Source organism: Mesorhizobium sp. M0140, assembly GCF_040322475.1.
Taxonomy (GTDB): domain Bacteria; phylum Pseudomonadota; class Alphaproteobacteria; order Rhizobiales; family Rhizobiaceae; genus Mesorhizobium.
The window spans coordinates 1-24306 of record NZ_JAMYTM010000015.1 but is presented as its reverse complement, the minus strand read 5'-3'; the positions used below and the strand labels follow the sequence as shown (position 1 = coordinate 24306).

Genomic DNA, 24306 nt, shown 5'->3' with positions numbered 1-24306 from the left:
ACTACGTCGTCGTTCCGCTTCGGTCCTGGATCTCTTCGACAGGATCGAGCGGTGCGATCGGCACCAGCGGTGCTGGCACATCGGTCGTCTTGACCTCGGCCTTGCAGATGTCGGCGATGACGCAGGCCGGGCAATCCGGCTTGCGCGCCTTGCAGACGTAGCGGCCATGCAGGATCAGCCAGTGATGTGCATGGCGCATATATTCGTCCGGAATGATCTTCAACAATCCCTGCTCGACCTGTTCCGGTGTCTTGCCGGGCGCCAGCCCGAGCCGGTTGCCTATGCGGAGAATGTGCGTGTCGACCGCCATCGTGTGCTGGCCGAAGGCCATGTTGAGCACGACATTGGCGGTCTTGCGCCCGACCCCGGGCAGCTTGACCAATTCATCGCGACTGTCGGGTACCTCGCCGCCATGGTCGCGGATCAGCGCCTGCGACAGCGCAATCACATTCTTCGCCTTGTTGCGCCACAGCCCGATGGTGCGGATATATTCGCCGACCCTTGCCTCCCCCAGCGCCAGCATCTTGTGCGGCGTATCGGCGGCCTTGAACAGCGCCCGCGTCGCCTTGTTGACGCCGGCATCCGTCGCTTGCGCCGACAGCACCACCGCGACCAGCAGCGTGAAGGCGTTGACATGTTCGAGCTCCCCCTTCGGCTCGGGCCGCTGGACGGAAAAGCGCCGGAATATCTCGTTCACTTCGGCCGGGCTGTAGCGTGACGCGCTTCGCACCGGCCGCGGACGCGGCTTGGCGTTCGACCCATCGCGTCGTGCGGGCAACAGCTCTTTTTTGGACAGGGAAGAATCTTTGGACTTGGGACTTGCCATTTCCCTCCTATAATATCCCCTCATGAGCGACACAAACGCCTCGTTCCAGGCCGACGAGCCATTCTTTCAGGCGCTACTCACCCCGCACCGGTCTCTCGGCCGGACAGGCTTCTTCATCCTGATGGGCGCGCTGCTGTTCGGCTGGCTGGTGACAGGCGCGTTTTTCCTGTCGCGCGGCGCCTGGCCGGTGTTCGGCTTCTTCGGCCTCGACGTGGCCGCCGTCTACATCGCCTTTCGCATCAACTATCGTGCCGCTCGTGCCCGCGAAGAAGTCTCGGTCTCGCGCACCAGCCTCGACATCCGCAAGACAGCCCCCTCGGGGAAATCGGAAGCGCATCGCTTCAATCCGTTCTGGGCCCGGCTTTCGGTGGCCCGTCACGCCGAGATCGGCATCACAGGGATGACGGTGGAAGGCCAAGGGCGGAACGTGCCGATCGGATCGTTCCTGGACCCCGATTCCCGCGAGAGTTTTGCCACCGCCTTTTCGCGGGCGCTGGCGACCGCCAAGGCACGCTGAGCCAGCCACGAGCGACTCCAGGGCTCGAATCCCGTGTCCATCTGTGTATACGCCGCAAGAAGGCAAGTTTCGGGTGGCGATCGACGCCCCGAGGGGCGATATTCCGGCTCAAGGAGACAGTTCCATGAGCACCCACACAGCAGTCCTCAAGAAGGACATCACGCCGCAAGGCAACGACTATGAAATCGTGCGCCGTGCCATCGAGAAGATCAGCCTCGACTACCGCGATCAGCCATCCCTCGAAGAGTTGGCCGAGGAGGTCGGCGAAACGCCGACCGGATTGCAAAAGCTCTTCACCCGCTGGGCCGGCCTGTCGCCCAAGGCGTTCCTGCAGGCGGTAACACTGGACCATGCGCGCAAGCTGCTCGATTCCGGCATGCCGTTGCTCGAAACATCCTTCGAACTGGGCATGTCCGGCCCCGGTCGGCTGCACGACCTGTTCGTCACGCATGAGGCGATGTCGCCGGGCGACTACAAGACGCGCGGCGCCGGACTCACCATCCGCTACGGCTACCATCCCTCGCCGTTCGGCACTGCCCTGATCATGGCCACCGACCGCGGGCTTGCAGGCCTCGCCTTCAATGATCCGGGCGAGGAGCGCGCCGCCTTTGCCGACATGTCCAGCCGCTGGCCGAACGCCATTTATGTCGAGGACATGACTGCTACAGGCCCCTATGCCGCGCGCATCTTCGATCCGACGCTGTGGCGCCCCGACCAGCCGCTGCATGTCGTCATGATCGGCACCGATTTCCAGGTTCGTGTCTGGGAGGCGCTGCTCAAGATCCCGATGGGCAAGGCCCGCACCTATGCCTCGATTGCAGCCAGCATTGGCGCGCCGTCAGCCAGCCGTGCCGTTGGTGCGGCCAACGGCGCCAACCCCCTCTCTTTCGTGGTTCCCTGCCACCGCGCCATCGGCAAATCAGGCGACCTCACCGGCTATCATTGGGGCCTGACCCGCAAGCGCGCCATTCTGGGCTGGGAAGCCGGGCAGGTATCGTAATATCGATTTTTCTCGATATTACGAGGAAAACCATGGGTATGTCGGCGTTAATAAGTATAAGCGCGATTTCCATTGTGGTTTTCACCTTTGCAACCGAGGGCAACCTCCGGTTCCTGTAATAGTTATTTTGAGCCATTATTTTAGGTAACTCTAAATTAACCACGATAAAGTGATGATGCCCTCATATTAATCCGGACGATCCGGCTTGATAGGAGGTCCCGATGACATTGTTTCGCGTCGCCTGCGGCGCAGCTCTGCTGGTTGCCAGCATCGACGAGGCCGCGTTGGCCGCGACGCAAAATGTCATCTTCAATGGCACGATCGCGCCCACCTGCACACTTGTCGTTGCCACCAACGGCACGATGACGGCCAGCCCCGATCTCCAGTCCCTCAGTTCGCACAACAGCGGCGGCTCGGCTGGAACCGTGACGCTGACGACGACCGGAGGTGTGTCGCTGAGTGTCGACCCGGTCACCACCATGACGGTGCCATCGGCAGACAGCACGTCGACGACCTGGACGCCCACCTACTCAGCCGCCGGCGCGCATGCCATCGGTGAGACCGGCTCGGCAAGCAGCATCACCACCCCCGGCGCCGACCTCGTTTCGGTCCACCTCGCCGGCACCAAGGGCGGCAGCAATCGCTTCGCCAACGGCAATTATCAGGCAACGGTAACGCTGCGCTGCGAATGACGCGAGCGAAGGAGGGGGTCGTGAAACATGCTCGAATCCTGGCGACGGCACTGGCCGTCGGATTGGCGCCCATTGCCGCCAAGGCCCAGTCGATGTCGCCGATGCGTGGCGAGATCAACAGCTTCACCGACGTCTTCGCGGTTCGCGTCTTCCCCGCCAATCCCTACGACCGGAAGATCCGGGTCGAAATCCATGTCTACGATCAGGATTTTCAGCCGGTAGATGCCAGAATCTCTCCAGATATATTCCAGCTGGCTTCGCAGGCCTCCCGTTCTGTCCTTGTGGTTGTGCCTTTTGACGGCGCTGCCGAGCGTAAAGTGCGTATCTGTACCGAAAGCATCCCCTTTCCCAATCAACAGACGCAGATAAGGGCACAGATATGCGGAAAGTTTTTTGGGCGCCGCAAGTCCTGACACTGGCGCTCGCGGCTGCTTGGGCGGGTGCGTCGCCGGCCGGGGCCGAGGACGTCTACAACCTTAACCAGAATGAGAGCGGCTTCAACCTGCCCGGCGTCACCTTGCCCCAGGGCCAGGACGAGGTCCATGCCGCGGACGGTACCACTTGCCGTTCCGCCGTCTCCGGTTCCGGCGCTTATGTCGATCTCGGCGTTATCAGAGGCAACAGCCAGTCGGACAACAGCGTTGCCACCTATGGTCGGGTGGTGATCCCGATCGGGCGCACGCCGAAGCGCGTCGATTGCAGCCGTCTCTATGAGCTTGAGGTCGAGCGCCTGCAGTTGGAACTGAAGCTCCTCAAAATGGGCCTCGGCGCCGACGGCCAGACGGCGAGCGTGGCTGCCAGCACTTCCACGGCCGCGTCACCGGGGTGGGCCAACGAAGGCTGGAGCATCAGGACCGGAAGTGGTGATGGCAAGAAAAAGAAGAAGCAGTAGTCGCGCGCTGCTTGCGATGGCAGCACTTGCCGGTTCCTGCCTTCCGGTGCAGGCGGCGATCATCGGCACCTGCACCATCATGGTCGGGGCGTCCGGAACGATGAAGGCCAATCCCGCCATCAGCATACTGGGCTCCAAACAGGCAGGCGGATCGAGCGCCAGCGCCACCGTGGTGGCAAGCTCCCTGTTGTGCTCGATACTTAATTTGCTTGACTGCTATTCGGTTTCGGCGCCGGCGCCTGCCGCATTCTCGTCCGCGCCGAGCGGCGGCGGCACCAACGTGACCTTCGCTTCGGTCTTCCGCCTCGATGGCTCGGGGGCAGATGTCAACGGAAGTGTGCCGCAGAGGGTTGCCAACGGCACCCACACGATGCAGGTCGACCTCACCGCCACCAGGTCGAGCGGTATCTTTCCCGCCGGCAACTATCAGGGCACGGTCACCGTGCGCTGCGAATAAGGCCACGACACCCCAAATCGGGCTGGACCATGCGCGTGGTCTGGCAAGCCGCGGCCTTACAGGTTAGCTTCCGCGCAATCGGAACGACCTGCGTTCGCTTGGACGCACAAGGATGCTCCGACATTTGAATTTGCGTTGCCAGGAGGCCTTGCTTGATTATCGTCATCGGTTCGATCAACCTCGACCTTATTGCCAAGGTCGACCGCTTGCCTAGCCCCGGCGAGACGGTAGGCGGCTCGGCCTTCACCACCGCGCCTGGGGGCAAGGGCGCCAACCAGGCACTGGCCGCCGCACGCGCCGGCGCCTCGGTGCGCATGGTCGGCGCCGTCGGCAGGGACAGCTTCGCAGCCGAAGCACTGGCATTGCTGCGCGACGGCAAGGTCGACCTGTCCGGCGTTGCCGAGACTCACGCCTCGACCGGCACGGCACTGATCATGGTCGCCGACGACGGCGAGAACATCATCGCCGTGGTGCCGGGCGCCAACGCTTCCGTGGTGCCCGGCGATCTCTCCAAGGCCTTTCTGAAAAAAGGCGACGTCGTGCTGCTGCAAAATGAGATTCCGCTGGCCACCGTCGATGCCGCCCTCGACCAGGCAAGGGCGGCCGGCGCCATCACCGTGCTCAACACGGCGCCGTTCCAGGGGCAAGCAGCCGGCTTTCTCGGCAAGGCCGACTATGTCGTCGCCAACGAAACCGAGTTCGACCTCTATGGCGAAGCGCTGTCGCTGCAAGGCCGCGACCGGGCGGCCCGCATGCGCGACTTTGCCGGAAAGACCGGCCGCACCGTCGTCGTCACACTCGGCGGCGACGGCGTGATGGCGGCGACACCGACCGAGTACCTGGCCGTTCCTGCGCGCAAGATAACGCCTGTCGACACGGTCGGCGCCGGCGATACGTTCTGCGGCTATTTCGCCGCCAGCCTGTCGTCGGGCCTCACGCTCGAACAGGCGCTGGCGCGCGCCGGCGCAGCCGGCTCGCTGGCCTGCCTGAAGCCTGGCGCCCAACCGGCGATCCCGCTCGCCAAAGACGTCGATCAGGCGCTGCAGGAAACCCGTTAAAATGCTGCGTCCTCAAACGAAGCATGCCGTGCCGCCGGCAAGCGACATCTGCCGCCTTTCCGCGGTCGAACTCGCCGGCGCGATCCGGGAGAGAGAGCTTTCCGTGCGTGAGGTGGTGGCGGCATTCCTCGATCGCATCGAGGCGGTCAATCCGCTGGTCAACGCCATCGTCTCCTTGCGCGATCGCGGCGACATCCTGCGCGAAGCCGATGCGGCCGATGCCAGTCCGGCGCGAGCCGAAGCCGGCCCGCTCTTCGGCCTGCCGATGGCCATCAAGGACCTCGCCTCGACCACGGGCCTCAGGACCTCGTTCGGCTCGCCGATCTTCGCCGATTTCGTGCCGCAGGAAGACGACTTCTTCGTCGAGCGCATCCGCAATGCCGGCGCCATCATCATCGGCAAGACCAACGTCCCCGAATTCGGGCTTGGTTCCAACACCTATAATGCCGTGTTCGGGCCGACGCTGAACGCCTTCGATCCGGCCCTGACCGCCGGCGGCTCGAGCGGCGGCGCGGCGGTGGCCCTGGCGCTCGACATGGTGCCCGTCGCCGATGGCAGCGACTTCGGCGGCTCGCTGCGCAACCCGGCCGCCTGGAACAATGTTTTTGGCTTCCGCCCGTCGCAAGGACTTGTTCCCGGCGGACCCGATTTCGAAGTCTTCCATGCGCAGATGGGCGTCGACGGGCCGATGGGCCGCAACGTCCGTGACATGGCGCTGCTGCTCGATGTGCAGGCCGGTTACCACCCGCACGCGCCATTGTCCTACGAGAAACCCGGCTCGTTCCTCGAAGGGCTTGGAATACCGGCAACTGGTGGCCGCATCGCCTGGCTCGGTGACCTCCACGGTCATCTGCCGGTTGAAACAGGCATTCTCGGCCTGTGCGAGGCGGCACTTGGCCGCTTTACGGAAGCGTCCTTCGCGACCGAGCCCCTGCTGCCGGATTTCGATTTCGAAGCGCTGTGGCAGGCCTTCGTGACGCTGCGCCAGGCCAGCAGCGGCTGCGCGCTCAAAACCCACTATGACGATCCCGCGAAGCGCCGGCTGCTCAAGCCGGAAGCCATCTGGGAAGTGGAGAACGCCATGCGGCTGACGGCGCCGCAGATCCGCGCCGCCTCCGTGACCCGTACATCCTGGCATCGCAAGCTGCTGTCGCTCTTCGACCGCTATGACCTGATTGCGCTGCCGACGGCGCAGGTCTTCCCCTTCGACATAGGCACGCATTGGCCCCGTGAGGTCGCCGGACGCGCAATGGACAGCTACCACCGCTGGATGCAGGTTTCCGCCTTCGCGACCCTAGGCGGCTGCCCGGCGGTCAACGTGCCGGTCGGCTTCGACGACCGGGGCCGGCCGATGGGCATGCAGCTGATCGGGCGGCCGCGCGGCGACCTCGCCGTACTCAAGGCGGCGGCGGCCTATGAGGCTACACTGCCCTGGCAGGCCGGCGCCTGAACCGGGCGGACTGGCGTGTCGCAGGGCGCTAGGTAGCGGCTTGCACCGGCTGCGCTGCTATGCATTGATTACCCTCAACCGCGCCGCCTCGGCGGTATTCCTGGGGAAAAATCATGTCGTTCGAACTCTACGCTGCCTATGTCCTCGCTTGCATCGTTATCATCCTGGTGCCCGGTCCGACGGTCACGCTGATCATCGCCAACAGCATTCGCCATGGCTCGCGCGCCGGCCTCGCCAATGTCGCCGGCACGCAGGCCGGGCTTGCCGTGATGATCGCCATCGTCGGCATCGGCCTCAACACGCTGATCGCAGGCATGGGCCACTGGTTCGAGTGGGTCAGGCTGATCGGCGCCGCCTATCTGATCTGGATGGGTGTGCAGATGTTCCGTTCCAAAGGCACGCTGAATGCCGATGGAACAGCGAGAAAGCCACGCGGCGGCTTCTTCCTGCAGGGCTTGCTGGTGGCGCTCAGCAATCCCAAGACGCTGATTTTTTTCGGCGCCTTCTTTCCGCAGTTCATTTCGCCGCAAGGCAACTACTCGCTGCAGATCGCCATCATGGGCCTGACCGCCATGATCTTCGCCGCCTTCTCGGATTCGACCTATGCGCTGGCCGCCGGCCGCGCCGGGCGCCTGTTGTCGGCCGGCCGCATAAAACTTTTGTCGAGGATCAGCGGCAGCTTCATGGTCGGCGGCGGCCTGTGGTTGGCGTTTTCAAAGGCGAAGTAAGGTGCGCCTCTTCCCTCGCCCCGTTTACGGGGAGAGCGTGGTCGCGAAGCGATCGGGTGAGGGGCAACGCCGGGTCTGCAGACAAAATATTAACGTTTGTGCCGCCCCTCATCCCCCTGCCGGGACCTTCTCCCCTTAAACGGGGAGAAGGGAAGCTTTTAAAGCCGCCCCAGCCTCTCCACCAGCAACGCGAAAAACCCATCATGGTCGATGTCGCGCATCACCATGGCGTTCTTCGGCCGCTTGGTGACGCCCCACCAGTCGATCACGGTCATCCCCATGGTCAGTTCCGAGGCGGTTTCCACGCTGACGTTGCAGTTGCGGCCCTTGAACAGGTCCGGCTTCAACAGATAGGCGATGACGCAAGGGTCGTGCAGCGGGCCGCCGTCGGTGCCGTATTTCTCCTCGTCGAAGCGCTCGAAGAACTCCAGCATCTCGGCGGTGGCGGTGCCGACCTTGGTGCCGAGCGCGCGGAAGGTTTGCGTGCGCTTGGCAGTGGTCAGCGCCTTATGGGTGACATCGAGCGGCATCATCACGATCGGGATGCCGGATTTGAGCACGACATCGGCGGCCTGCGGATCGACATAGATGTTAAATTCGGCGGTCGGGGTGACGTTGCCGCCTTCGAAGAAGCCGCCGCCCATCAGCACGATTTCCTTGATGCGTGGTGCGATGCGCGGCTCGCGGATCAGCGCCAGCGCAATGTTGGTGAGCGGGCCGAGCGCGCAAAGCGTGATCGTGCCGCTTTCTTCGCTCATCAGCGTCTGGACGATGAAATCGACCGCGTACTGGTCCTGCAGCTTCATCGTCGGTTCGGGCAGTTGCGGTCCGTTGAGACCGGTCTTGCCATGCACTTCCTCGGCGGTGACCAATTCGCGCATCAGGGGCCGGATGGCGCCGGCATAGACCTTGATGTCCGGACGGCCAGCCAACTCGCAGATCTTGCGGGCATTCTTTTCGGTAAGCTTCAGCGGCACGTTTCCGGCAACGGCTGATATGCCGACGATCTCCAGTTCGGAGCTGCCGAGCGCCAGCAATATGGCGACGGCATCATCCTGACCGGGATCCGTGTCGATGATGATCTTGCGTGACTGGGGCATTTCAATTCCTTGTTTGGCGAGGTCGTGGGCTTGAACCGATCCGATCGAAGCATCCAAATGACGCCGAAGCGGCCGCGAGCTGCCACGCCGAACCGCTCGACCGGGGAAGACAATCCCCGACCTGCGCGCTTCTCCTTGCATCTGCTCGCCGTTTCAAGCGCCATGTCGGTCATTCCTGTGAGTCCACGCCTGGTCTTTTTGGGCGGGTCTGTTGACGGCTTGAACTTGGTCGCGGGGCGGACCATATCAAGGCCATCGGGAAAAATGCCATCTGGGTTTTTCCACTTTATGTCGCTCTTGAGAGGACAGTGTAACATGAGCCGAATGACGCCCTTTTCCAGCCCGCTTCTCCTTGGTTTCGACGCCATGGAAAAGACCCTGGAACGCTTGGCGAAATCCGGCGACAGCTACCCTCCCTACAACATCGAACGCCTCAGCGGCGCCGACGGCAAGACCGAAAGGTTGCGCATTACATTGGCGGTCGCCGGTTTCGCCGAAAGCGATCTCGATGTCACCACGGAGGAAAACCAGCTGGTCGTGCGCGGCCGTCAGACCGACGACCCCGAGCGCGAATTTCTTCATCGCGGCATCGCCGCGCGCCAGTTCCAGCGCTGTTTCGTGCTGGCCGACGGCATGCGGGTGATCGCGGCGGAGTTGAAGAACGGTCTTTTGTCGATCGACCTCGATCGGCCGGAGTCCGAACGGCTGGTACGGAAAATAAACATATCGGTGAAAGACTGATCGTTACCACTGCATCGGCCGGAAAATCGGCACCGATTTTTCGAAAGCACGATGCAGCAAATTGAATGGCTCTCATGCGGGATGGCCTTGAGCGGCGTCCTCGCGCCAAGGAGGCTTTGAAATGACCAGAACTGAAAACATCACCATGACCAATGGCGAATTCGCTCATCTCGGCGAAGGCTCGGTCGCTTATCTCAGAAAGGTCTCGAGCGACGAATTGCTCGGCCGTTTCCCCAATCTCGGCGAAATCGCCCCCGGCATGGAACTGTGGGCGCTGTTTGCCGCCAATGGTCAGCCGATCCTGCTTTCCGATGCGCGTGACCGCGCTCTGGCCGGCGCCATGGAAAACGACCTGACCACCGTCGCCATTCACTGACAGCGATTCCGGCTGAAACGGAAAAGGGCCGCCCATGGCGGCCCTGTGGCGATATCATTCTCGAAATTCAGGCCGCGTGCGAAGCCTGGGTGTCCGACAAAAGCGCGTGGATAGCGGCGGCGTCGCGCGTACCCCTGATCTTGGCCACCGTGTCGGCATCGCGCAGCACCCGCGCGATGCGCGACAGTGCCTTGAGGTGGTCGGCGCCCGCCCCTTCCGGCGCCAATAGCAGAAACACGAGATCGACGGGCTGATCATCCAGCGATTCGAAATCGACAGGCGTCTCCAGCCGGGCGAAAACACCTGCGATGCGCTTCACGCCGGCCAGCTTGCCGTGCGGAATGGCGATGCCGTTGCCGACGCCGGTCGAACCCAGCCGCTCACGCTGCAGGATGGTGTCGAACACCTCCCGCTCCGGAATGCCGGAAATCGCCGCTGCCCGTTCGGACAGCAATTGCAGCAGCTGCTTCTTGGAGTTCGCCTTCAACGCCGGCAGTATCGCCGGAACGTTGATAAGATCGCTCAGATCCATGCTTGAAAATCCCTTGTTCGCCTGCCGTCACCAGTCCCCACCCCTCGTGCGGCCGGCTCTTATCCCAGTGCGACCGTGGTCGTCACGTCCGTGCGACCTTTGTCGTCACGCTTGCGCGACCTTGGTCGTCGACGGGTCGATCCAGCCGATATTTCCATCGGGTCGGCGATAGACGATGTTGAGATGGTCGGTTCCCGCATTGCGGAAGACAAAGACCGGGCTGTCCTTGGTGTCGAGCTCGATGACCGCCGACGCCACCGACATGGTCTTCAGCGTCATGGTTGATTCGGCGACGATGGCCGGCGCGAAATTCTCCGGAATGTCCTCGTCGTCATCGGCAAGCGGCGCCATCACCGTGTAGGCTATGTCGGTCGGCTGGCCGTTGGCGGCGCCCGAATTGTGCGATTTCAGCCGGCGCTTGTAGCGCCTCAGGCGGGTTTCCAGACGATCCGCCGCGGCCTCGAAGGCCAATGTCGGATCCTGGGCATCGCCGGTGGCCTGCAGCGAAGCGCCGGAATCCAGCCGGATCATGCAGTCCGCCGAATAGCGCGAGCCCGATTTGATGACCGTGACATGTCCGGCAAAGCCGCGATCGAAATATTTGCCGATCGCTTCGCCGACGCGATCATTGATGCGTGTCCGAAACGCATCGCCGATGTCCATGTGTTTTCCCGATATGCGCAGATTCATCTGAAAACTGACCTTCCTGCTCAGGCTTCAAACTGGCCCGAGTTTATACTCGTGATCCGTGCGCACAAGCTTTGCGGCGTCACTTGCGCCGATTTTAAATCCAAACTTTCCGGTTGATCACAAGCCGCCCTTTGACCGTCCCGAGGCCAACGTCGTGACGGACCATCCGCATGCGGGCATCTAGCCCGTCTCATGCGGGCGGGCTTCTAGCCACTTCACCGCGGCTTGTCAATGAAGTGCCGGCCTGTGGAAAATCGACCCGCTCAGCGCCCGGCGCTGGCCATCGCCCGTTTCTCGCGTCGGCGCTGCACCGAAGAGGGGATATTCATGCCTTCCCGGTACTTGGCGACCGTACGCCTTGCAATGTCGACGCCACTTTCACGCAACATGTCGACGATTGCGTCGTCGGAAAGCACGTCGACGGGTTTTTCCTCGTCGATCAACTGCTTGATGCGGTCACGCACGGCTTCCGAGGAATGCGCATCGCCGCCGCCCGAGGCGGCGATCGAGGCGGTGAAGAAATACCGGAGCTCGAACACGCCGCGCGGCGTCAGCATGTATTTGTTGGCTGTGACCCGGCTGACCGTCGATTCGTGCATGCCGATGGCGTCGGCCACCGTGCGCAGATTGAGCGGCTTCAGCTGCCGCACGCCATGGACGAGGAAGGCATCCTGCTGGCGAACGATTTCCGAGGCGACCTTGAGGATGGTCTTTGCCCGCTGGTCGAGGCTGCGCGTCAGCCAGTTTGCATTCTGCAGGCATTCGGCCAGAAAATCCTTTTCCGCCTGGTTCTTGGCCTGCGGTGAGACCTGGGCGAAATAGATATGGTCGACCAAAACCCGCGGCAGCGTTTCGGCATTGAGCTCGACCGTCCAGCTGCCGTCATTGGCCGCGCGCACCTCGACATCGGCGACGATCGCGTCGCTGGCGCCGCCCGAAAACGCCATGCCCGGCCGGGGATCGAGCGCCCGGATCTCCGCCAGCATGTCGAGCAGATCCTCCTCGTCGACACCGCAGATCCGTTTCAATGCGTGAAAATCACGCCGTGCCAGGAGTTCGAGATTGGCGACCAGCGCCTTCATCGCCGGATCGAGCCGGTTGCGCACCGCAAGTTGCAGCGACAGGCATTCGGCTAGGTCGCGGGCAAACAGGCCGGCCGGCTCGAAGGTCTGACACACCGCCAGCACCTTCGCGACGGCGGCGGCATCCGCACCGAGACGAACGGCGATCTCGGCCAGGTCGGCACGCAGATAGCCGCTCTCGTCAAGGCCGTCGGCGAGTTCGGCGGCGATCAGCCGTGCAGCCGGATCGGCGAAGGCTAGCGCCACCTGTTCACCGACATGGTCGCGCAGCGTGATCGTCGCGGCCGCCATATCGCCCGCATCAAACCACTCGGATGAGGAACCCGCGCCATTGCCCGAAGCCGACTTCCATTGTGCCGTCAGGTCGGGACCGAGCCGCTCGCTGGTGCCCGGGTCGTCGGGAAACAGGTTTTCCAGCGACGTGTCGAGCTTGTCCGAGATCGCCTCGGCGCTCCACTGCGTCTCGTTTTCGAACCAGTCGCCTTCGGCGGTGGCTTGCGGCTCCGCCTCGATCTTCTGCGCCTGGTCGCTGGCGGCATCGTCCTGCGGCTCGGCGCGTTCCAGCAGCGGATTGCGCTCGATTTCCTCGTCGATGAAATGCTCAAGCTCGACATGGGTGAACTGCAGCAGCCGAATCGACTGCATCAGCTGCGGCGTCATCACCAGCGACTGCGATTGTCGTAGCTGTAGTTTGGCCGCCAACGCCATGGTTCGGTTTCAAACGCCTCGTCTACGCATCCCGACTTCCGGGCAAGAATTTTGCAGCCGGCCATAAAAACTGGCCCGGCTTTTGCTTGTCAAGGCAATTGGTAGCAAAACGCGCTTACCGGAGCGTTATCCCGGAGCAAAATCGAGAAAAAAGCGCCGCGCGAACCGCACGTGTCAGGAAACAAATTTCACGCTCAGAGCAATTCCAGGAAAAGTGTGAAACGGTTTTCCCGGAAAAGCGCATAGCGCTTTCCCTTGGGAATTGCGTCAAGACGAAAAGACGGAGCGGATTGGCGTTTTCCGTGAAACGACGAACCGTTCAGAGCGTAAAACCCTCGCCGAGGTAAAGTCGCCGCACATCCGGGTTTGCCACCACTTCGTCGGCCCTGCCATGGGTCAGCACCTGGCCGGCATGGATGATGTAGGCGCGGTCGATCAGGCCGAGCGTTTCGCGCACATTATGATCTGTGATGAGGACGCCGATGCCGCGCGCTGTCAGGTGGCGCACCAGTTGCTGGATATCGGCGACAGCGATCGGATCGATGCCGGCGAAAGGCTCGTCGAGCAGCATGTAGGCCGGACGCGTCGCCAGCGCTCGCGCGATTTCCAGGCGTCGCCGCTCGCCGCCCGAAAGCGACATGGATGGCGCCTTGCGCAGATGGCTGATGTGGAATTCCTCGAGCAGTTCGTCGAGATTGCGCTCGCGCACCTTGCGGTCCTTTTCGACCACTTCCAGCACCGCGCGGATATTCTGCTCGACATTGAGCCCACGGAAAATCGACGCTTCCTGCGGCAGATAGCCGATGCCGAGGCGTGCGCGACGGTACATCGGCATCGACGTGACGTCGAAGCCGTCGATCTCGATCGTGCCTTCATCCACCGGCACGAGGCCGGTAACCATGTAGAAACAGGTCGTCTTGCCGGCGCCGTTGGGGCCGAGCAGTCCAACGGCCTCGCCGGCGCGCACGCCGATGGTGACGCCGCTGACGACCTTGCGGCCCTTGTAGCTCTTGGTCAGCCCCTTGGCGATCAGGGTTCCCTTGAACTTTCCCGCATCGACGGTCACCGTGGCCGGCGCCGAAAGCTTGCCGGCGGCCCGTCCCGGAAGACGCGCCGTCAACGACGACAGGCTGGCCATCAGGGGTTCGTCGCTCCCGATTTCGGCGGCGGCGTGATCGACATCTGGACGCGTTGCCCAGCACATGGATCCACCTGAGCCAGTCCGCTTTTCATCTGCACCGTAAGCTTGCAGCCCACCAGAACATTGTCGTTTTGCGACAAAACGACCTTTTTGCCCGAAAGCACCAGCACCTGGCTCTTCATATCGAAGCTGCCTTGATCGCCGGTCGCGACCTGCGCATCCGACTTGATGTAAACCTTGTCGGAGATCTCCAGGTGATCGATGTTGGCCGAGCCCGTCATCGCCGCACCCGCGGCCTCCGTGCCCTTGGCAGCGGCGTTGGGGTCCTTGACGTAGTAGACCGTCATCTTGCCGGCCTTCATCAATGTCGGCCCCTGGACGACGCTGACATTGCCCGTGAAGATGGCGACACTGTCGGCCTGGCGGACTTCCAGCTTGTCGCTCTCGATCTGGATCGGCTTGTCGCCGGACAGTTTGAGGCCTGATTGACTGGTCGTCTGCGCCCATGACGGCACGAGTCCGAGCAGCAGCAACGCTGAAGTTGCAGCCGCGAGCCGCGTCGAACTACTGAGCCGCATTGGTTTCTCCGCTGTTTCCCTGTGCCGCCTTCAAGGCGGCGGAATCGATGTTGACGCGCACTTTGTTCTCGAAAACCAGAACCTTGCCATTGTCCTGGACCGACATCGTATCCGCCGTGATCCGCGACCCGCCACGGCTGACATCGACGGGATCTCCCGTCTTCATAGTGCCTTTGCCCATGTCGAGGAAGACCGATTTGAACTTGGCCTGCATGCCGTCGGTCGTGGTGATCGTCACGTCGCTGGTCAGGTTCATCGTATTGCCGTCGCGATCGTAGGTGCCGTGCGAGGCCTTGACCGCCGCCACATTGTCGGGCGCGATCGGCACCTTGGCGTCGATGCCTTCCAACTCGATGATACCTTGCGTGCTGACATCCTGAATGGCACGCAGCGCCGTCATCGAATAAGGCTGCTTCTGCTTGGTGAAACCGTTGAGCTTGGGATTGGCCATCACCAGCTTGCCGTTGGAAAAGGCAGTGCCTTCCGCCTGAACCTTCACGGCGACGGGTGCGGCGAGATAGGAATAGACCGGGAAAGCGACCGCTATCAGTGCCGCGGCCACTGGCACGGCAAATTTGAGAACGCGCACGCGGCGCGAATGACGCTGTGCACGGTCGAAAGCATCGCCGCGCGTCCGACCGCCCGCCGGGGGAGCCAACACCGCCTCGGCGTTGGTTGGTTCAATAGGTCGCGCTAACATTCACTGCTTTCTTCTAACCCTGCCCGCCCTTGAGCACCGCCTATAGGTGGGACGCCGGCGCTTTCAAGCAAGCGCAAGCCCACGAAAACTGCAAAAGTGTGACAACCGCCTTTGTACAGACGAAAACGAAGTCCGCACAACTGCGTGTTCTCCATAGCAGAAACAGACACGCGGCGTAAAATTTATCAGCGCCTGTCTCGCCGCCCGACCTCGCGGTGATTGCTCAAAAACGTGAGGGGAGATGTCGGATGCCCCGCCTAGCCAGCCTGGTCGATCGTGTATGCGGCGTTGCCGATCACGTCGGCGGGACGCTTTTGGCTTTAGATCCGGTCGGCGTCAGGCCGCCTTCCGCTGTATGAGACCAACAAGAACGGTGCGCATTCCCGAATACGATGGGCTGCCAATTTTCACTTCCCAATCAGTGTTGCGTTTCCGAGGGTGCTTCACATTACGCAACGCTTGGCGGAATGTGTTCGGGTCGACGCCTACAGTTCGAGCCATATCTTCGGCGGTTGTGTGTTTGGCGATCATGAAATCTCCTATGCCTTTTGCCTGTATATAGGGCGTTTGCGCAACTCGGCCAAAGGATTAGCCGTTTGCGCAAACTTCAGACTGAGACAATGCCGGAAAGAGAACTGCTTCCCGATGAGAGGATCATGGTCTAAAAGCGTCCCCTTCCGCCGACTGAAAGGCTGACCATGGCACTGAGAGCCGACGACCTGATCGACCGCCGCCGTTTGCGGCGCAAGCTGACATTCTGGCGCGTTGTCGCCATAGGCATCGTGGCCCTTGGCGTGATTGCGCTTTCAACCTGGTTCTATGGCGACGATTTCGGCGGCTCGACGGTCGACCATATTGCCAAGGTCAAGATCGAAGGCACGATCACCGAGGACGAGGAACTGATCAAGCGCCTGGAAACCATCCGTCTTTCATCGAAGGTGAAAGGGGTGATCCTGTCGATCGATTCGCCTGGCGGCACCACCGTTGGCGGTGAATCGATCTATGAAGAAGTGCGCAAGCTGGCCGCCGACAAGCCGGTGGTGGCGGAAGTCGGCACGCTCGCCGCATCGGCGGGCTATATGATCGCCAGTGCCGCCGATCACATCGTTGCCCGCAAGACCTCGATCGTCGGCTCGATCGGCGTGCTGATCCAGTATCCCGACGTCAGCGGCCTGATGGACAAGCTCGGCGTCAAGCTGGAGGAGGTGAAATCCTCGCCGCTGAAAGCCGCGCCCTCTCCCTTCAAGCCTACCAATGACGACGAGCGCGCCATGGTTCGCAAACTCATCCTCGACAGTTACAACTGGTTCGTCGACATCGTCGCCGAACGCCGCAAGATGACCCGCGAACAAGCGCTGATGCTTGCCGACGGCTCGATATTCACCGGGCGCCAAGGCGTTGCCAACGGGCTGATCGACGCTGTCGGCGGCGAGGCCGTAGCGGTCGACTGGCTGGCCACCAAGGGCGTCGATGCCAAGCTCAAGGTCGTCGAATGGAAGGATACCGAACGGCGCGGCGGCTTCCTGTTCTCGAAAGCGATGGCGCAAACCATCAGCAGTGCGCTCGGCCTGCCCGCCTACAGCGGCGACGTCATCCATGAACTCGGAGCCGACCGCTTGTTTCTTGACGGTCTCGTTTCCGTCTGGCACCCTTGATACGCCGTTTGGGGCAAGTGAAAAAAGCAAATAAAATCATCCTCATAATTTTGACCGCACTGCTTTCACGGGGACCCGTCTCATGATCAAGTCCGAACTTGTGCAGATTATTGCCACGCGCAATCCGCATCTTTTCCTGCGCGACGTCGAAAACATCGTCGGCGCCATCTTCGATGAAATCACCGATGCCCTTGCCGAAGGCAACCGGGTCGAGTTGCGTGGCTTCGGCGCTTTTTCGGTGAAAAATCGTCCCGCCCGCACCGGCCGCAATCCGCGCACCGGCGAATCCGTCGAGGTCGAGGAGAAATGGGTGCCGTTCTTCAAGACTGGTAAGGAACTGCGTGAAAGGCTGAACGGCGGCAAGTAGGCGCGACGTCAGCGCCTGACGGCCTTTCGGACAGGCCAGCTTCCGACGGAAAACATCATGTTCAATCGCTTCATGCTCATCGCGATCTTCGTGCCCCTGGCGATCATCCTGATCGCACTCGCCGTTGCCAACCGCGAACTGGTCGCCTTCACGCTGGATCCGTTCAACCCCGGCAATCCGAAGCTGACCCTGACTTTGCCGCTGTTCATCTTCCTGTTCCTGGCACTCGCCATCGGCATGATCGTCGGCAGCCTGGCAACCTGGGTCAAGCAGGGCCGCTATCGCAAGCTGGCGCGCCAGCGCGGCGTCGAGGCCGAGAACCTGCGCCAGGCGGTCAGCCGTGCGCCGGCGGTACCGCAAAGCCCGGCCCAGGGATCGGCCCAAGGGTCCGCCCAAGGATCGGCATTGCCGAAGCCGACCGCTTGAACCGCCCGCAGGCGGCTTTGTCCCTACGGAGTTTTTCATGCTGACCATTTCGGCCGCAGAGGTCGACCATGCGCTGACCTTTCCCGGATTGGTCGAGACGCTGCGCACGGCGTTTCGCGACGGTGCGGTGCAGCCGGTCAGGCACCATCATACGATCGAGCGGCCAGATGGTGCCGCCTCCACACTGCTTTTGATGCCGGCCTGGACCGATCTCAACGCGGCGGGCACATCGGCCGGCAGTCACGTCGGCGTCAAGATCGTCACCGTGTCCCCCGACAACAATGCCATCGGCAAGCCGGCGGTGATGGGGCTCTATCTCCTGCTCAATGGCGCCACCGGCGAACCCGAGGCCTTGATCGACGGCCAGCGGCTGACACAGTGGCGCACCGCCTGCGCTTCGGCGCTCGCGGCCTCCTATCTCGCCCGCGACGATGCCTCGCGGCTGCTGGTGGTCGGCGCCGGCGCGCTGTCGCCCTTCCTCGCCAAGGCGCACTCGGCCGTACGGCCGATCAAGACCATCCGCATCTGGAACCGCACTCCGGCCAATGCCGAGAAAGTCGCCGCCGACCTGCGCGCCGAGGGTTTTGCAGCCAGCGCGGCGAGCGATCTCGATGCCGAGCTTGGGCAGGCCGACATCGTCTCCTCGGCGACGATCACCACCACGCCGTTGATCAAGGGTGCGCTGTTGCAGCCGGGAACCCATGTCGACCTGGTCGGAGGCTTTACGCCGACGATGCGCGAGAGCGATGACGACGCGATCAGGCTTGCCCGCGTCTATGTCGACACCCGCGCCGGCGCCACCAAGGAAGCCGGCGACATCGTCCAGCCGCTGGCCTCCGGCGTGCTGAAGCCGGAAACCATTGTCGCCGATCTGCACGAATTGGCGCGCGGGCAGAAGAAGGGTCGCGAGAGCGCCGGTGAGATCACGCTGTTCAAGTCGGTCGGCGCGGCGCTCGAGGATCTTGCCGCCGGCATTGCCGTCTACAAGGCGCTCACGGCCTAGTTGCCGTTGCGCCCATCTCGGCGCCCATCGCCTCGGCTATAACACGAAAATCTTGATCCCCGATTTCGAAAAGGCCAAAGCGAAGCTGATAACCCCAGTTCGACTTGCCGACGGTGAATTCGAGCTTGTTGAGCAGCGGCTTGATCCGCGCTTCCTCGGCCTTGGCCCACGCCACATCGCGACGGAACGGCGTGAAGCCAGCGCCCATATCGCCCTGATAGGGCTCGCCTTCCCGCACCGTGCCGATCGCCGTGAAGGCCTGCAGGCCATCTTTCTCGCCCAAAACAGTGTTCGGCGAATAGTAGACGATGCCATCGCCTGGCTTGACGCGACGCAGCGGTGCCGCCTTGCCGTGGTTGACCTGCATGAAGCCGGCTGCGCGGCCCCGCCGGACATGTTCGGCCGACGCCACGGCGATCCAATACGCGCTCATTTATGGTTACCATTGGCCTGTTCGCCATCGGACAGCCAGTAGACGCGCAGGCGATGATTGTCGGGATCGAGCGCGACAAAAGTACGGCCGAAATCCATGTCGGTCGGCGTCTGCAGGATTGTCAGCCCGCGCCCGGACCAGTCGGCATGGGCGGCATCGACCGCATCGGGCGTATCCAGCGCAAACACGATTTCGGCGCCACCGCCTGACGTGGCGGCTGCCGGCTCCGCCGTGTGGCGCGACCACAGGCCGAACTTGAAGCCGGCATCGAGCACGAACAGCACGAAGGTCGGCGAACTTTCGACCGGCTCACGGCCGAGCAGCCCGCTGTAGAAGGCGCCGCTCTGCTGCGGCTGGTCGACATAGAGGATGACGAAATTCGGGGTGGCCATAACTGCTCTCCAAGGTTCGGTGCTTCGACTTGGCGACCATAAGATGGTCTACTGTCAGATTATGGCAGCAGTCATCTCGAACCACGCGGCGTGTCGAGCGTTGCCCGCCATTCCTTGAGCAGCGCCTGGCGACGACGCGGATAGCGCGTGTCTGTTGCATGGAGTTCGGTGATGCGATCGGTGCGAAAATGCCGGAAATCGTGCCGCATCTCGCACCACGCCACCACCACCCGCACCTTGTCGAAGAAGCCCAGCGCAAATGGCCAGACGACACGCTCGGACGCAGCGCCGCCCGCGTCGCGGTAAAGAAAGCCGAGCTTGCGCTCGTTGCGGATGGCCTGCCGTACGAGGCCAAGGTCGATGGTCTCGATGGCCATGGCGGGAGGGCCGACCAGCAGTGTGCTCGCGTCGAGATCCTCGCGCAGATCGTCCGGCAGGACAGCCGCGATCTTGGCCAACGCGTTGGCAGCGGCGGCCGAAAGACGCTGGTCCGGCTGCTTGGCGACCCAGCGCGAGCCGAGCACGATGGCTTCGATCTCCTCGTCGCTGAACATCAGCGGCGGCAGCATGAAGCCGGGCTTGAGCACATAACCGACACCCGCCTCGCCCTCGATCGGCGCGCCCTGGCCCTGCAGCGTGGCGATATCGCGGTAGAGCGTGCGGATCGAAATCCCGAGTTCATCGGCCAGCGCTTGCCCGCTCACCGGCCGGCGATGCCGGCGCAGGCACTGGATCAGGTCGAGCAGGCGTTCGGAGCGGGACATCCGGTAGATTTGCCTGTTTCTTTGACATTGGTCCATCGCGGCCAACCTGAACCGGAGAGGCCGACCTGTCGGACTTGGTTGCGAAGCCGGTTGCCCTATGTCAAAAGCGGCCACCCCGTTCGGAGTTGCCCCCGCTTGAAGTCTTTTCGCGACAAACGCCGCGACAACCGTCCACATCCATCCGCGAAGGGTGCGGCGGACGTGTCACGTCCGCGTCCCGGCCAGGCTCCCGCCAGACCGGAAGCGCCACCGCGCGAGCGCCATGAGGCGAAGACGGAAAGTCGTTCCGAACCGAACTCGGCGCCGCGCATCCTGGCCCGCCGCGAAGGCGCTCTGCCCGCCGAACATCTTCCCGTGATCCTGGAAGTGGCGCCCAATGCCGATTATGCGCTCCTCGACAGCGGCACCGGCCAAAAGCTCGAACAATATGGCCCCTACCGTATCGTACGGCCCGAGGGCCAGGCGATCTGGCAAAAGGCCTTGCCGGCAAAGGAATGGGAGCGCGCCGACGCCGTCTTCACCGGCGACACCGACGAGGAGGGTATCGGCCGCTGGCGTTTTCCCAAGCTGCCACTCGGCGAGACCTGGCCGATGAAGCATGACGGCATCGACTATCTCGGCCGTTTCACCTCGTTTCGTCATGTCGGCGTCTTTCCCGAGCAGGCCTCCCATTGGGATCACATGGCCGGGCTGATCGCGGCGGCGAAGCGGCCGGTCAAGGTGCTGAACCTGTTCGGCTATACCGGTCTCGCCTCATTGGTGGCGGCTCGCGCCGGCGCCGAGGTCACCCATGTCGATGCCTCGAAGAAGGCAATTGGCTGGGCCCGTGAAAACCAGGAGATGGCCGGCCTCGGCAGCAAGCCGATCCGCTGGATCGTCGACGACGCGGTCAAATTCGCCGAGCGCGAGGAGCGTCGCGGCAGCCGCTACGACATCATCCTGTTCGACCCGCCGGCCTATGGCCGTGGCCCCAAGGGCGAGGTCTGGCAATTGTTCGAGGACCTGCCTGATTTGACCGAACTTTGCCGGGCGATCCTGACGCCGAAGCCGCTTGCCGTGGTGCTGACCGCCTATTCCATCCGCGCCTCCTTCTTCGCCATCCACGCCTTGATGCGCGATACGTTTGCCGGCATGGGCGGCAAGATTGAATCGGGTGAGCTGATCATCCGTGAAAAGTCCGCCGGCCGGGCGCTCTCGACCTCATTGTTTTCGCGTTGGGTGGCTGAATGAACGAGCGGCATGCAGGCGCACCTGGCCAGGTGAAGGAGGTCACCAGCCTCGCCAATCCGCTGGTCAAGGACATCAAGGCGCTCGCTCAGAAGAAGTTCCGCGACCAGCAGAACGCCTTCATGGCCGAGGGGCTGAAGCTGGTCATCGATGCGCTCGATCTCGGCTGGCAGATCAGGACATTGGTTTTCGCCAAAGCCGGGCGCGGCAATGCGGCGGTGGAGAAGGTGGCCGCACGCACCGTTGCCGCAGGCGGCATGGTGCTAGAAGTGTCGGAAAAGGTGCTGGTCGCCATCACCCGCCGCGACAATCCGCAAATGGTGGTGGGCGTCTTTTCGCAGAAATTCCTCGCCTTGAAGGATGTGCGCGCCGACAATGGCGACGTCTGGGTGGCACTCGATCGGGTACGCGATCCCGGCAATCTCGGCACCGTCATCCGCACCGTCGATGCCGTCGGCGCCAAAGGCGTCATTCTGGTCGGCGATACCACTGATCCATTCTCCGTGGAGACGGTGCGCGCCACCATGGGTTCGATCTTTGCCGTGCCGGTAGCCAAGGCGACAACCGAGGCTTTCCTTGCCTGGCGGGGCGGCTTCTCAGGCCTCGTCGCCGGAACCCACCTGAAAGGCGCCGTCGACTACCGCTCGGTCGATTTTTCCCGCGGGCCCGTGCTGCTGATGATGGGCAACGAGCAGCAGGGGCTGCCCGAAAGCCTGGCTGCGAGCTGCGACAGGCTGCTCAGGATTCCGCAAGCGGGCCGTGCCGATTCGCTCAATCTGGCCGTCGCCACCGGCATCATGCTGTTCGAGATCCGGCGCGGCGCGCTGAAGCTCGAGCCAATCCTGGACCAGCAATGAAGGTTGCCTGCCCGTGAGATCATGGTCTCCCTACGCACTGCTCGTCGTCGCGGCCATCGCGCTCGACCAGTGGATAAAGTACCTGGTCGAGGCCGGTCTGCCTTTTCAGGAAAAGGTTGATCTGTTGCCCTTCCTGGCGCTGTTTCGCACCTACAATACCGGCATCGCCTTCTCGATGTTCTCATCCTTCGGCGACACCGGGCTGATCGTCATTTCGCTCGCCGTCGTTGCCTTCGTGCTGTTCCTGGCGACGCGGATCGCGCCGTCCCAGATCCTTGCCCGCACCGGCTTTGCGCTGATCGTCGGCGGCGCGCTCGGCAACCTGATCGACCGCGCCGTCTACGGCCACGTCATCGACTACATCCTGTTCCACACGACGGTCTGGTCGTTCGCCGTCTTCAACCTTGCCGACGCCTTCATCTCGGTGGGCGCGGCACTGGTCGTCTTCGACGAGCTGTTCGGCTGGCGGCGCGAGCCCGGGCCGTCCAACGCCAAGCCTTCCAAAGCCATGCCTTCCAAGGCCAAGTCTTCGAAGGCCAAGTCTTCGAAGGATTGACCCCGTGCCGCCATCGCCGCACAGTTCATGTCGCCAAACACGATCGCGGAGAAAGACATGTCCGAAACCTTCAAAGCCATCCTCGTTTCGCGTGACGCCGAGAAAAAGCAGTCGGTAACCGTGACCGATCTCACCGACGCCGACCTGATGGAAGGCGATGTCACCATCGCGGTCGAGGCAACGACGGTGAACTACAAGGATGGCCTGGCGATCACAGGCAAGGCGCCGGTGATCCGCCGCTGGCCGCTGGTGCCGGGCATCGATTTCGCCGGCACCGTCATCTCGTCTTCCCATCCCGACTGGCGCGCCGGTGACAAAGCCATCCTGAACGGCTGGGGCGTCGGCGAAACCCATTTCGGCGCCTATGCTGGCCGCGCCCGTGTCAAAGGCGACTGGCTGGTGCCGCTGCCGCAAGGCATCAGCCCGCATGACGCGATGGCCGTCGGCACCGCAGGCTATACCGCCATGCTCTGCGTCATGGCCCTGGAGCGGCACGGCATCCTGCCCGATCGCGGCCCGGTGGTGGTGACGGGGGCGGCCGGCGGTGTCGGCTCGGTCGCGGTCTCGATCCTGTCCAGCCTCGGCTACCATGTCATTGCTTCCACCGGCCGCAATGCCGAAAGCCCCTATCTGATCGACCTTGGCGCCGCCGAAGTGATATCGCGCGACGAGCTTGCCCAGCCGGCCAAGCCGCTGGCCAAGGAGCGCTGGGCCGGCGGCATCGACGCAGTTGGCAGCCACACGCTGGCCAATGTGCTCTCGATGACCTCCTATGGCGGCGCGGTCGCCGCCTGCGGCCTGGCCGGCGGCATGGACCTGCCGACCAGCGTCGCGCCCTTCATCCTGCGCGGCGTCTCATTGCTCGGCATCGATTCAGTGATGGCGCCGAAAGCAGTCCGCCTCGAGGCATGGCGCCGCATCGGCACCGACCTCGATCTTCAGAAGCTCGCCAGCCTGTCCAGCACCATCGGGTTCGACGGCATCGTCGATGCCGCGCGCGACATCGTCGACGGCAAGATCCGCGGCCGCGTCGTCGTGGGTATGTGACTCCGCCCAACTGCCGGAAGGATGGAATCGCCAGATCTGCGGCAAACCCGCCGCGCCTCGGCAAAAAGCGCTCATCCGCTAAAATTCGAACGATCCGCCGCAATTTTCCATAATCTCTGTCTGGCAAGGATTTCGCATGATCGCGGAATCCGGCAGCCAACAGGCGGACACTGGCGACGACGTCGATGCGGTGCTCCCGCCGGGGGGGGGGGGGGGGGGGGGGGGGGGGGGGGGGGGGCCGGGAGCGGCGGCCGCCCCGGGGGGCCCCCCGGGCCGGGGGACCGCCGGGCTGGGAGAGTTCGGGGGGGGGG

At 63.1% G+C, this 24306-nt stretch carries 31 protein-coding genes; 19 read left to right on the top strand and 12 right to left on the bottom strand.

Annotated features, from left to right (window positions below):
• Position 1 precedes the first annotated feature (1 nt).
• Positions 2-826: an endonuclease III gene (nth, locus tag NKJ37_RS16720; protein WP_128303201.1), complete on the bottom strand. Its 825-nt coding sequence runs from the start codon at positions 824-826 to the stop codon at positions 2-4.
• Between the two features lie 22 nt (positions 827-848).
• Here nth and NKJ37_RS16715 point away from each other — a divergent pair, with 22 nt between their 5' ends.
• The 9 genes from NKJ37_RS16715 to NKJ37_RS16675 all read left to right on the top strand — a co-directional run bounded on the left by NKJ37_RS16715 (position 849) and on the right by NKJ37_RS16675 (position 7620).
• Positions 849-1343 carry a DUF2244 domain-containing protein gene (locus NKJ37_RS16715; protein ID WP_352774393.1) on the top strand — a complete coding sequence of 165 codons (495 nt, stop codon included), beginning with the start codon at positions 849-851 and terminating at the stop codon, positions 1341-1343.
• 124 nt (positions 1344-1467) lie between these two features.
• On the top strand, positions 1468-2343 hold the full coding sequence (locus NKJ37_RS16710; RefSeq protein WP_352774391.1) for a methylated-DNA--[protein]-cysteine S-methyltransferase: 876 nt from the start codon (positions 1468-1470) through the stop codon (positions 2341-2343).
• Positions 2344-2564: 221 nt separating this feature from the next.
• Positions 2565-3035: a hypothetical protein gene (locus NKJ37_RS16705; protein ID WP_352774389.1), complete on the top strand. Its 471-nt coding sequence runs from the start codon at positions 2565-2567 to the stop codon at positions 3033-3035.
• A gap of 20 nt (positions 3036-3055) precedes the next feature.
• A complete protein-coding gene (locus tag NKJ37_RS16700) occupies positions 3056-3448 on the top strand; it encodes a hypothetical protein (protein ID WP_023812545.1) in 393 nt (130 codons plus the stop codon).
• The gene (locus tag NKJ37_RS16695; RefSeq protein WP_023812544.1) at positions 3415-3927 is read left to right on the top strand and encodes a hypothetical protein; all 513 of its coding nucleotides are present in this window, start codon (positions 3415-3417) and stop codon (positions 3925-3927) included. Before NKJ37_RS16700 ends, NKJ37_RS16695 begins: the two co-directional genes overlap by 34 nt.
• On the top strand, positions 3902-4384 hold the full coding sequence (locus NKJ37_RS16690; RefSeq protein WP_164892880.1) for a hypothetical protein: 483 nt from the start codon (positions 3902-3904) through the stop codon (positions 4382-4384). The genes NKJ37_RS16695 and NKJ37_RS16690 overlap by 26 nt, the downstream gene beginning before the upstream one ends.
• Positions 4385-4536: 152 nt before the next feature.
• Positions 4537-5442 carry a ribokinase gene (locus NKJ37_RS16685; RefSeq protein ID WP_128303205.1) on the top strand — a complete coding sequence of 302 codons (906 nt, stop codon included), beginning with the start codon at positions 4537-4539 and terminating at the stop codon, positions 5440-5442.
• A 1-nt stretch (position 5443) separates the two neighbouring features.
• The gene (locus NKJ37_RS16680) at positions 5444-6892 is read left to right on the top strand and encodes an amidase (protein ID WP_128303206.1); all 1449 of its coding nucleotides are present in this window, start codon (positions 5444-5446) and stop codon (positions 6890-6892) included.
• 113 nt (positions 6893-7005) lie between these two features.
• Entirely contained in the window at positions 7006-7620 is a 615-nt protein-coding gene (locus NKJ37_RS16675; protein ID WP_352554956.1) for a LysE family translocator, read from the top strand.
• Between the two features lie 158 nt (positions 7621-7778).
• On the opposite strand, the gene NKJ37_RS16670 is transcribed toward NKJ37_RS16675, so the two are convergent.
• Positions 7779-8720, bottom strand: a complete 942-nt coding sequence (locus NKJ37_RS16670; RefSeq protein WP_352554957.1) for a nucleoside hydrolase — start codon at positions 8718-8720, stop codon at positions 7779-7781.
• Between the two features lie 315 nt (positions 8721-9035).
• Here NKJ37_RS16670 and NKJ37_RS16665 point away from each other — a divergent pair, with 315 nt between their 5' ends.
• Together NKJ37_RS16665 and NKJ37_RS16660 are read left to right on the top strand one after the other, a co-directional pair.
• Positions 9036-9461: an Hsp20 family protein gene (locus NKJ37_RS16665; protein ID WP_352774459.1), complete on the top strand. Its 426-nt coding sequence runs from the start codon at positions 9036-9038 to the stop codon at positions 9459-9461.
• A gap of 121 nt (positions 9462-9582) precedes the next feature.
• The gene (locus tag NKJ37_RS16660) at positions 9583-9837 is read left to right on the top strand and encodes a BQ00720 family protein (RefSeq protein WP_023760740.1); all 255 of its coding nucleotides are present in this window, start codon (positions 9583-9585) and stop codon (positions 9835-9837) included.
• Between the two features lie 67 nt (positions 9838-9904).
• Here the strand turns inward: NKJ37_RS16660 and ptsN are convergent, their stop codons facing one another.
• The 7 genes from ptsN to NKJ37_RS16625 all read right to left on the bottom strand — a co-directional run bounded on the left by ptsN (position 9905) and on the right by NKJ37_RS16625 (position 15799).
• Positions 9905-10369 carry a PTS IIA-like nitrogen regulatory protein PtsN gene (gene ptsN / locus NKJ37_RS16655; RefSeq protein ID WP_013529589.1) on the bottom strand — a complete coding sequence of 155 codons (465 nt, stop codon included), beginning with the start codon at positions 10367-10369 and terminating at the stop codon, positions 9905-9907.
• Positions 10370-10474: 105 nt separating this feature from the next.
• Positions 10475-11059 carry a ribosome hibernation-promoting factor, HPF/YfiA family gene (hpf, locus tag NKJ37_RS16650; RefSeq protein ID WP_013529588.1) on the bottom strand — a complete coding sequence of 195 codons (585 nt, stop codon included), beginning with the start codon at positions 11057-11059 and terminating at the stop codon, positions 10475-10477.
• Positions 11060-11322: 263 nt separating this feature from the next.
• Entirely contained in the window at positions 11323-12849 is a 1527-nt protein-coding gene (rpoN, locus tag NKJ37_RS16645; protein WP_352674935.1) for an RNA polymerase factor sigma-54, read from the bottom strand.
• A gap of 319 nt (positions 12850-13168) precedes the next feature.
• The gene (gene lptB / locus NKJ37_RS16640; RefSeq protein WP_013529586.1) at positions 13169-13987 is read right to left on the bottom strand and encodes an LPS export ABC transporter ATP-binding protein; all 819 of its coding nucleotides are present in this window, start codon (positions 13985-13987) and stop codon (positions 13169-13171) included.
• Entirely contained in the window at positions 13987-14568 is a 582-nt protein-coding gene (locus NKJ37_RS16635; protein ID WP_023812537.1) for an LptA/OstA family protein, read from the bottom strand. The genes lptB and NKJ37_RS16635 overlap by 1 nt, the downstream gene beginning before the upstream one ends.
• On the bottom strand, positions 14555-15268 hold the full coding sequence (lptC, locus tag NKJ37_RS16630; protein WP_352440862.1) for an LPS export ABC transporter periplasmic protein LptC: 714 nt from the start codon (positions 15266-15268) through the stop codon (positions 14555-14557). Before lptC ends, NKJ37_RS16635 begins: the two co-directional genes overlap by 14 nt.
• 336 nt (positions 15269-15604) lie before the next feature.
• Positions 15605-15799, bottom strand: a complete 195-nt coding sequence (locus NKJ37_RS16625; RefSeq protein WP_127296383.1) for a hypothetical protein — start codon at positions 15797-15799, stop codon at positions 15605-15607.
• A gap of 167 nt (positions 15800-15966) precedes the next feature.
• On the opposite strand from NKJ37_RS16625, the gene sppA reads away from it, so the two are divergent.
• From sppA to lhpI, 4 genes are all read left to right on the top strand, one after another.
• On the top strand, positions 15967-16923 hold the full coding sequence (gene sppA / locus NKJ37_RS16620; protein WP_352440861.1) for a signal peptide peptidase SppA: 957 nt from the start codon (positions 15967-15969) through the stop codon (positions 16921-16923).
• Between the two features lie 82 nt (positions 16924-17005).
• Positions 17006-17290: an integration host factor subunit beta gene (locus NKJ37_RS16615; RefSeq protein ID WP_006200394.1), complete on the top strand. Its 285-nt coding sequence runs from the start codon at positions 17006-17008 to the stop codon at positions 17288-17290.
• Between the two features lie 57 nt (positions 17291-17347).
• Positions 17348-17716 carry a DUF1049 domain-containing protein gene (locus tag NKJ37_RS16610; protein WP_352440860.1) on the top strand — a complete coding sequence of 123 codons (369 nt, stop codon included), beginning with the start codon at positions 17348-17350 and terminating at the stop codon, positions 17714-17716.
• A gap of 37 nt (positions 17717-17753) precedes the next feature.
• Entirely contained in the window at positions 17754-18719 is a 966-nt protein-coding gene (gene lhpI / locus NKJ37_RS16605) for a bifunctional Delta(1)-pyrroline-2-carboxylate/Delta(1)-piperideine-2-carboxylate reductase (RefSeq protein ID WP_352440859.1), read from the top strand.
• Here the strand turns inward: lhpI and NKJ37_RS16600 are convergent.
• From NKJ37_RS16600 to NKJ37_RS16590, 3 genes are all read right to left on the bottom strand, one after another.
• Positions 18709-19152: an EVE domain-containing protein gene (locus NKJ37_RS16600; RefSeq protein ID WP_352440858.1), complete on the bottom strand. Its 444-nt coding sequence runs from the start codon at positions 19150-19152 to the stop codon at positions 18709-18711. The genes lhpI and NKJ37_RS16600 overlap by 11 nt on opposite strands.
• Positions 19149-19544 (bottom strand): VOC family protein, encoded by a 396-nt coding sequence (locus tag NKJ37_RS16595; protein ID WP_352674940.1) that lies wholly within the window; start codon positions 19542-19544, stop codon positions 19149-19151. The genes NKJ37_RS16600 and NKJ37_RS16595 overlap by 4 nt, the downstream gene beginning before the upstream one ends.
• A 71-nt stretch (positions 19545-19615) precedes the next feature.
• Positions 19616-20308, bottom strand: a complete 693-nt coding sequence (locus NKJ37_RS16590) for a helix-turn-helix transcriptional regulator (RefSeq protein ID WP_352440856.1) — start codon at positions 20306-20308, stop codon at positions 19616-19618.
• Positions 20309-20443: 135 nt separating this feature from the next.
• On the opposite strand from NKJ37_RS16590, the gene NKJ37_RS16585 reads away from it, so the two are divergent.
• Genes NKJ37_RS16585 through acuI form a run of 4 tightly spaced genes read left to right on the top strand, consistent with a single transcriptional unit; the run spans position 20444 to position 23995 of the window.
• Positions 20444-21538: an RsmD family RNA methyltransferase gene (locus NKJ37_RS16585; RefSeq protein WP_352774386.1), complete on the top strand. Its 1095-nt coding sequence runs from the start codon at positions 20444-20446 to the stop codon at positions 21536-21538.
• Positions 21535-22392, top strand: coding sequence for a TrmH family RNA methyltransferase (locus NKJ37_RS16580; protein ID WP_013529576.1), 858 nt, complete (start codon positions 21535-21537; stop codon positions 22390-22392). Before NKJ37_RS16585 ends, NKJ37_RS16580 begins: the two co-directional genes overlap by 4 nt.
• Before the next feature lie 13 nt (positions 22393-22405).
• Positions 22406-22948 (top strand): signal peptidase II, encoded by a 543-nt coding sequence (gene lspA / locus NKJ37_RS16575; protein WP_023812529.1) that lies wholly within the window; start codon positions 22406-22408, stop codon positions 22946-22948.
• Between the two features lie 57 nt (positions 22949-23005).
• The gene (gene acuI, locus NKJ37_RS16570; protein ID WP_352674949.1) at positions 23006-23995 is read left to right on the top strand and encodes an acrylyl-CoA reductase (NADPH); all 990 of its coding nucleotides are present in this window, start codon (positions 23006-23008) and stop codon (positions 23993-23995) included.
• The last annotated feature ends 311 nt before the right edge of the window (positions 23996-24306 follow it).

Coding starts and splice junctions, on each gene's coding strand:
- NKJ37_RS16600 (WP_352440858.1), bottom strand. CDS start 19,152: ATGAGCGCGTATTGGATCGCCGTGGCGTCGGCCGAACATGTCCGGCGG.
- ptsN (WP_013529589.1), bottom strand. CDS start 10,369: ATGGATCTGAGCGATCTTATCAACGTTCCGGCGATACTGCCGGCGTTG.
- sppA (WP_352440861.1), top strand. CDS start 15,967: ATGGCACTGAGAGCCGACGACCTGATCGACCGCCGCCGTTTGCGGCGC.
- rpoN (WP_352674935.1), bottom strand. CDS start 12,849: ATGGCGTTGGCGGCCAAACTACAGCTACGACAATCGCAGTCGCTGGTG.
- NKJ37_RS16665 (WP_352774459.1), top strand. CDS start 9,036: ATGAGCCGAATGACGCCCTTTTCCAGCCCGCTTCTCCTTGGTTTCGAC.
- NKJ37_RS16660 (WP_023760740.1), top strand. CDS start 9,583: ATGACCAGAACTGAAAACATCACCATGACCAATGGCGAATTCGCTCAT.
- lptC (WP_352440862.1), bottom strand. CDS start 15,268: ATGTTAGCGCGACCTATTGAACCAACCAACGCCGAGGCGGTGTTGGCT.
- NKJ37_RS16615 (WP_006200394.1), top strand. CDS start 17,006: ATGATCAAGTCCGAACTTGTGCAGATTATTGCCACGCGCAATCCGCAT.
- lptB (WP_013529586.1), bottom strand. CDS start 13,987: ATGGCCAGCCTGTCGTCGTTGACGGCGCGTCTTCCGGGACGGGCCGCC.
- NKJ37_RS16595 (WP_352674940.1), bottom strand. CDS start 19,544: ATGGCCACCCCGAATTTCGTCATCCTCTATGTCGACCAGCCGCAGCAG.
- acuI (WP_352674949.1), top strand. CDS start 23,006: ATGTCCGAAACCTTCAAAGCCATCCTCGTTTCGCGTGACGCCGAGAAA.
- NKJ37_RS16690 (WP_164892880.1), top strand. CDS start 3,902: ATGGCAAGAAAAAGAAGAAGCAGTAGTCGCGCGCTGCTTGCGATGGCA.
- lhpI (WP_352440859.1), top strand. CDS start 17,754: ATGCTGACCATTTCGGCCGCAGAGGTCGACCATGCGCTGACCTTTCCC.
- NKJ37_RS16695 (WP_023812544.1), top strand. CDS start 3,415: ATGCGGAAAGTTTTTTGGGCGCCGCAAGTCCTGACACTGGCGCTCGCG.
- NKJ37_RS16580 (WP_013529576.1), top strand. CDS start 21,535: ATGAACGAGCGGCATGCAGGCGCACCTGGCCAGGTGAAGGAGGTCACC.
- NKJ37_RS16590 (WP_352440856.1), bottom strand. CDS start 20,308: ATGTCCCGCTCCGAACGCCTGCTCGACCTGATCCAGTGCCTGCGCCGG.
- NKJ37_RS16710 (WP_352774391.1), top strand. CDS start 1,468: ATGAGCACCCACACAGCAGTCCTCAAGAAGGACATCACGCCGCAAGGC.
- NKJ37_RS16705 (WP_352774389.1), top strand. CDS start 2,565: ATGACATTGTTTCGCGTCGCCTGCGGCGCAGCTCTGCTGGTTGCCAGC.
- NKJ37_RS16625 (WP_127296383.1), bottom strand. CDS start 15,799: ATGATCGCCAAACACACAACCGCCGAAGATATGGCTCGAACTGTAGGC.
- NKJ37_RS16680 (WP_128303206.1), top strand. CDS start 5,444: ATGCTGCGTCCTCAAACGAAGCATGCCGTGCCGCCGGCAAGCGACATC.
- hpf (WP_013529588.1), bottom strand. CDS start 11,059: ATGAATCTGCGCATATCGGGAAAACACATGGACATCGGCGATGCGTTT.
- NKJ37_RS16715 (WP_352774393.1), top strand. CDS start 849: ATGAGCGACACAAACGCCTCGTTCCAGGCCGACGAGCCATTCTTTCAG.
- NKJ37_RS16675 (WP_352554956.1), top strand. CDS start 7,006: ATGTCGTTCGAACTCTACGCTGCCTATGTCCTCGCTTGCATCGTTATC.
- NKJ37_RS16670 (WP_352554957.1), bottom strand. CDS start 8,720: ATGCCCCAGTCACGCAAGATCATCATCGACACGGATCCCGGTCAGGAT.
- nth (WP_128303201.1), bottom strand. CDS start 826: ATGGCAAGTCCCAAGTCCAAAGATTCTTCCCTGTCCAAAAAAGAGCTG.
- NKJ37_RS16610 (WP_352440860.1), top strand. CDS start 17,348: ATGTTCAATCGCTTCATGCTCATCGCGATCTTCGTGCCCCTGGCGATC.
- NKJ37_RS16635 (WP_023812537.1), bottom strand. CDS start 14,568: ATGCGGCTCAGTAGTTCGACGCGGCTCGCGGCTGCAACTTCAGCGTTG.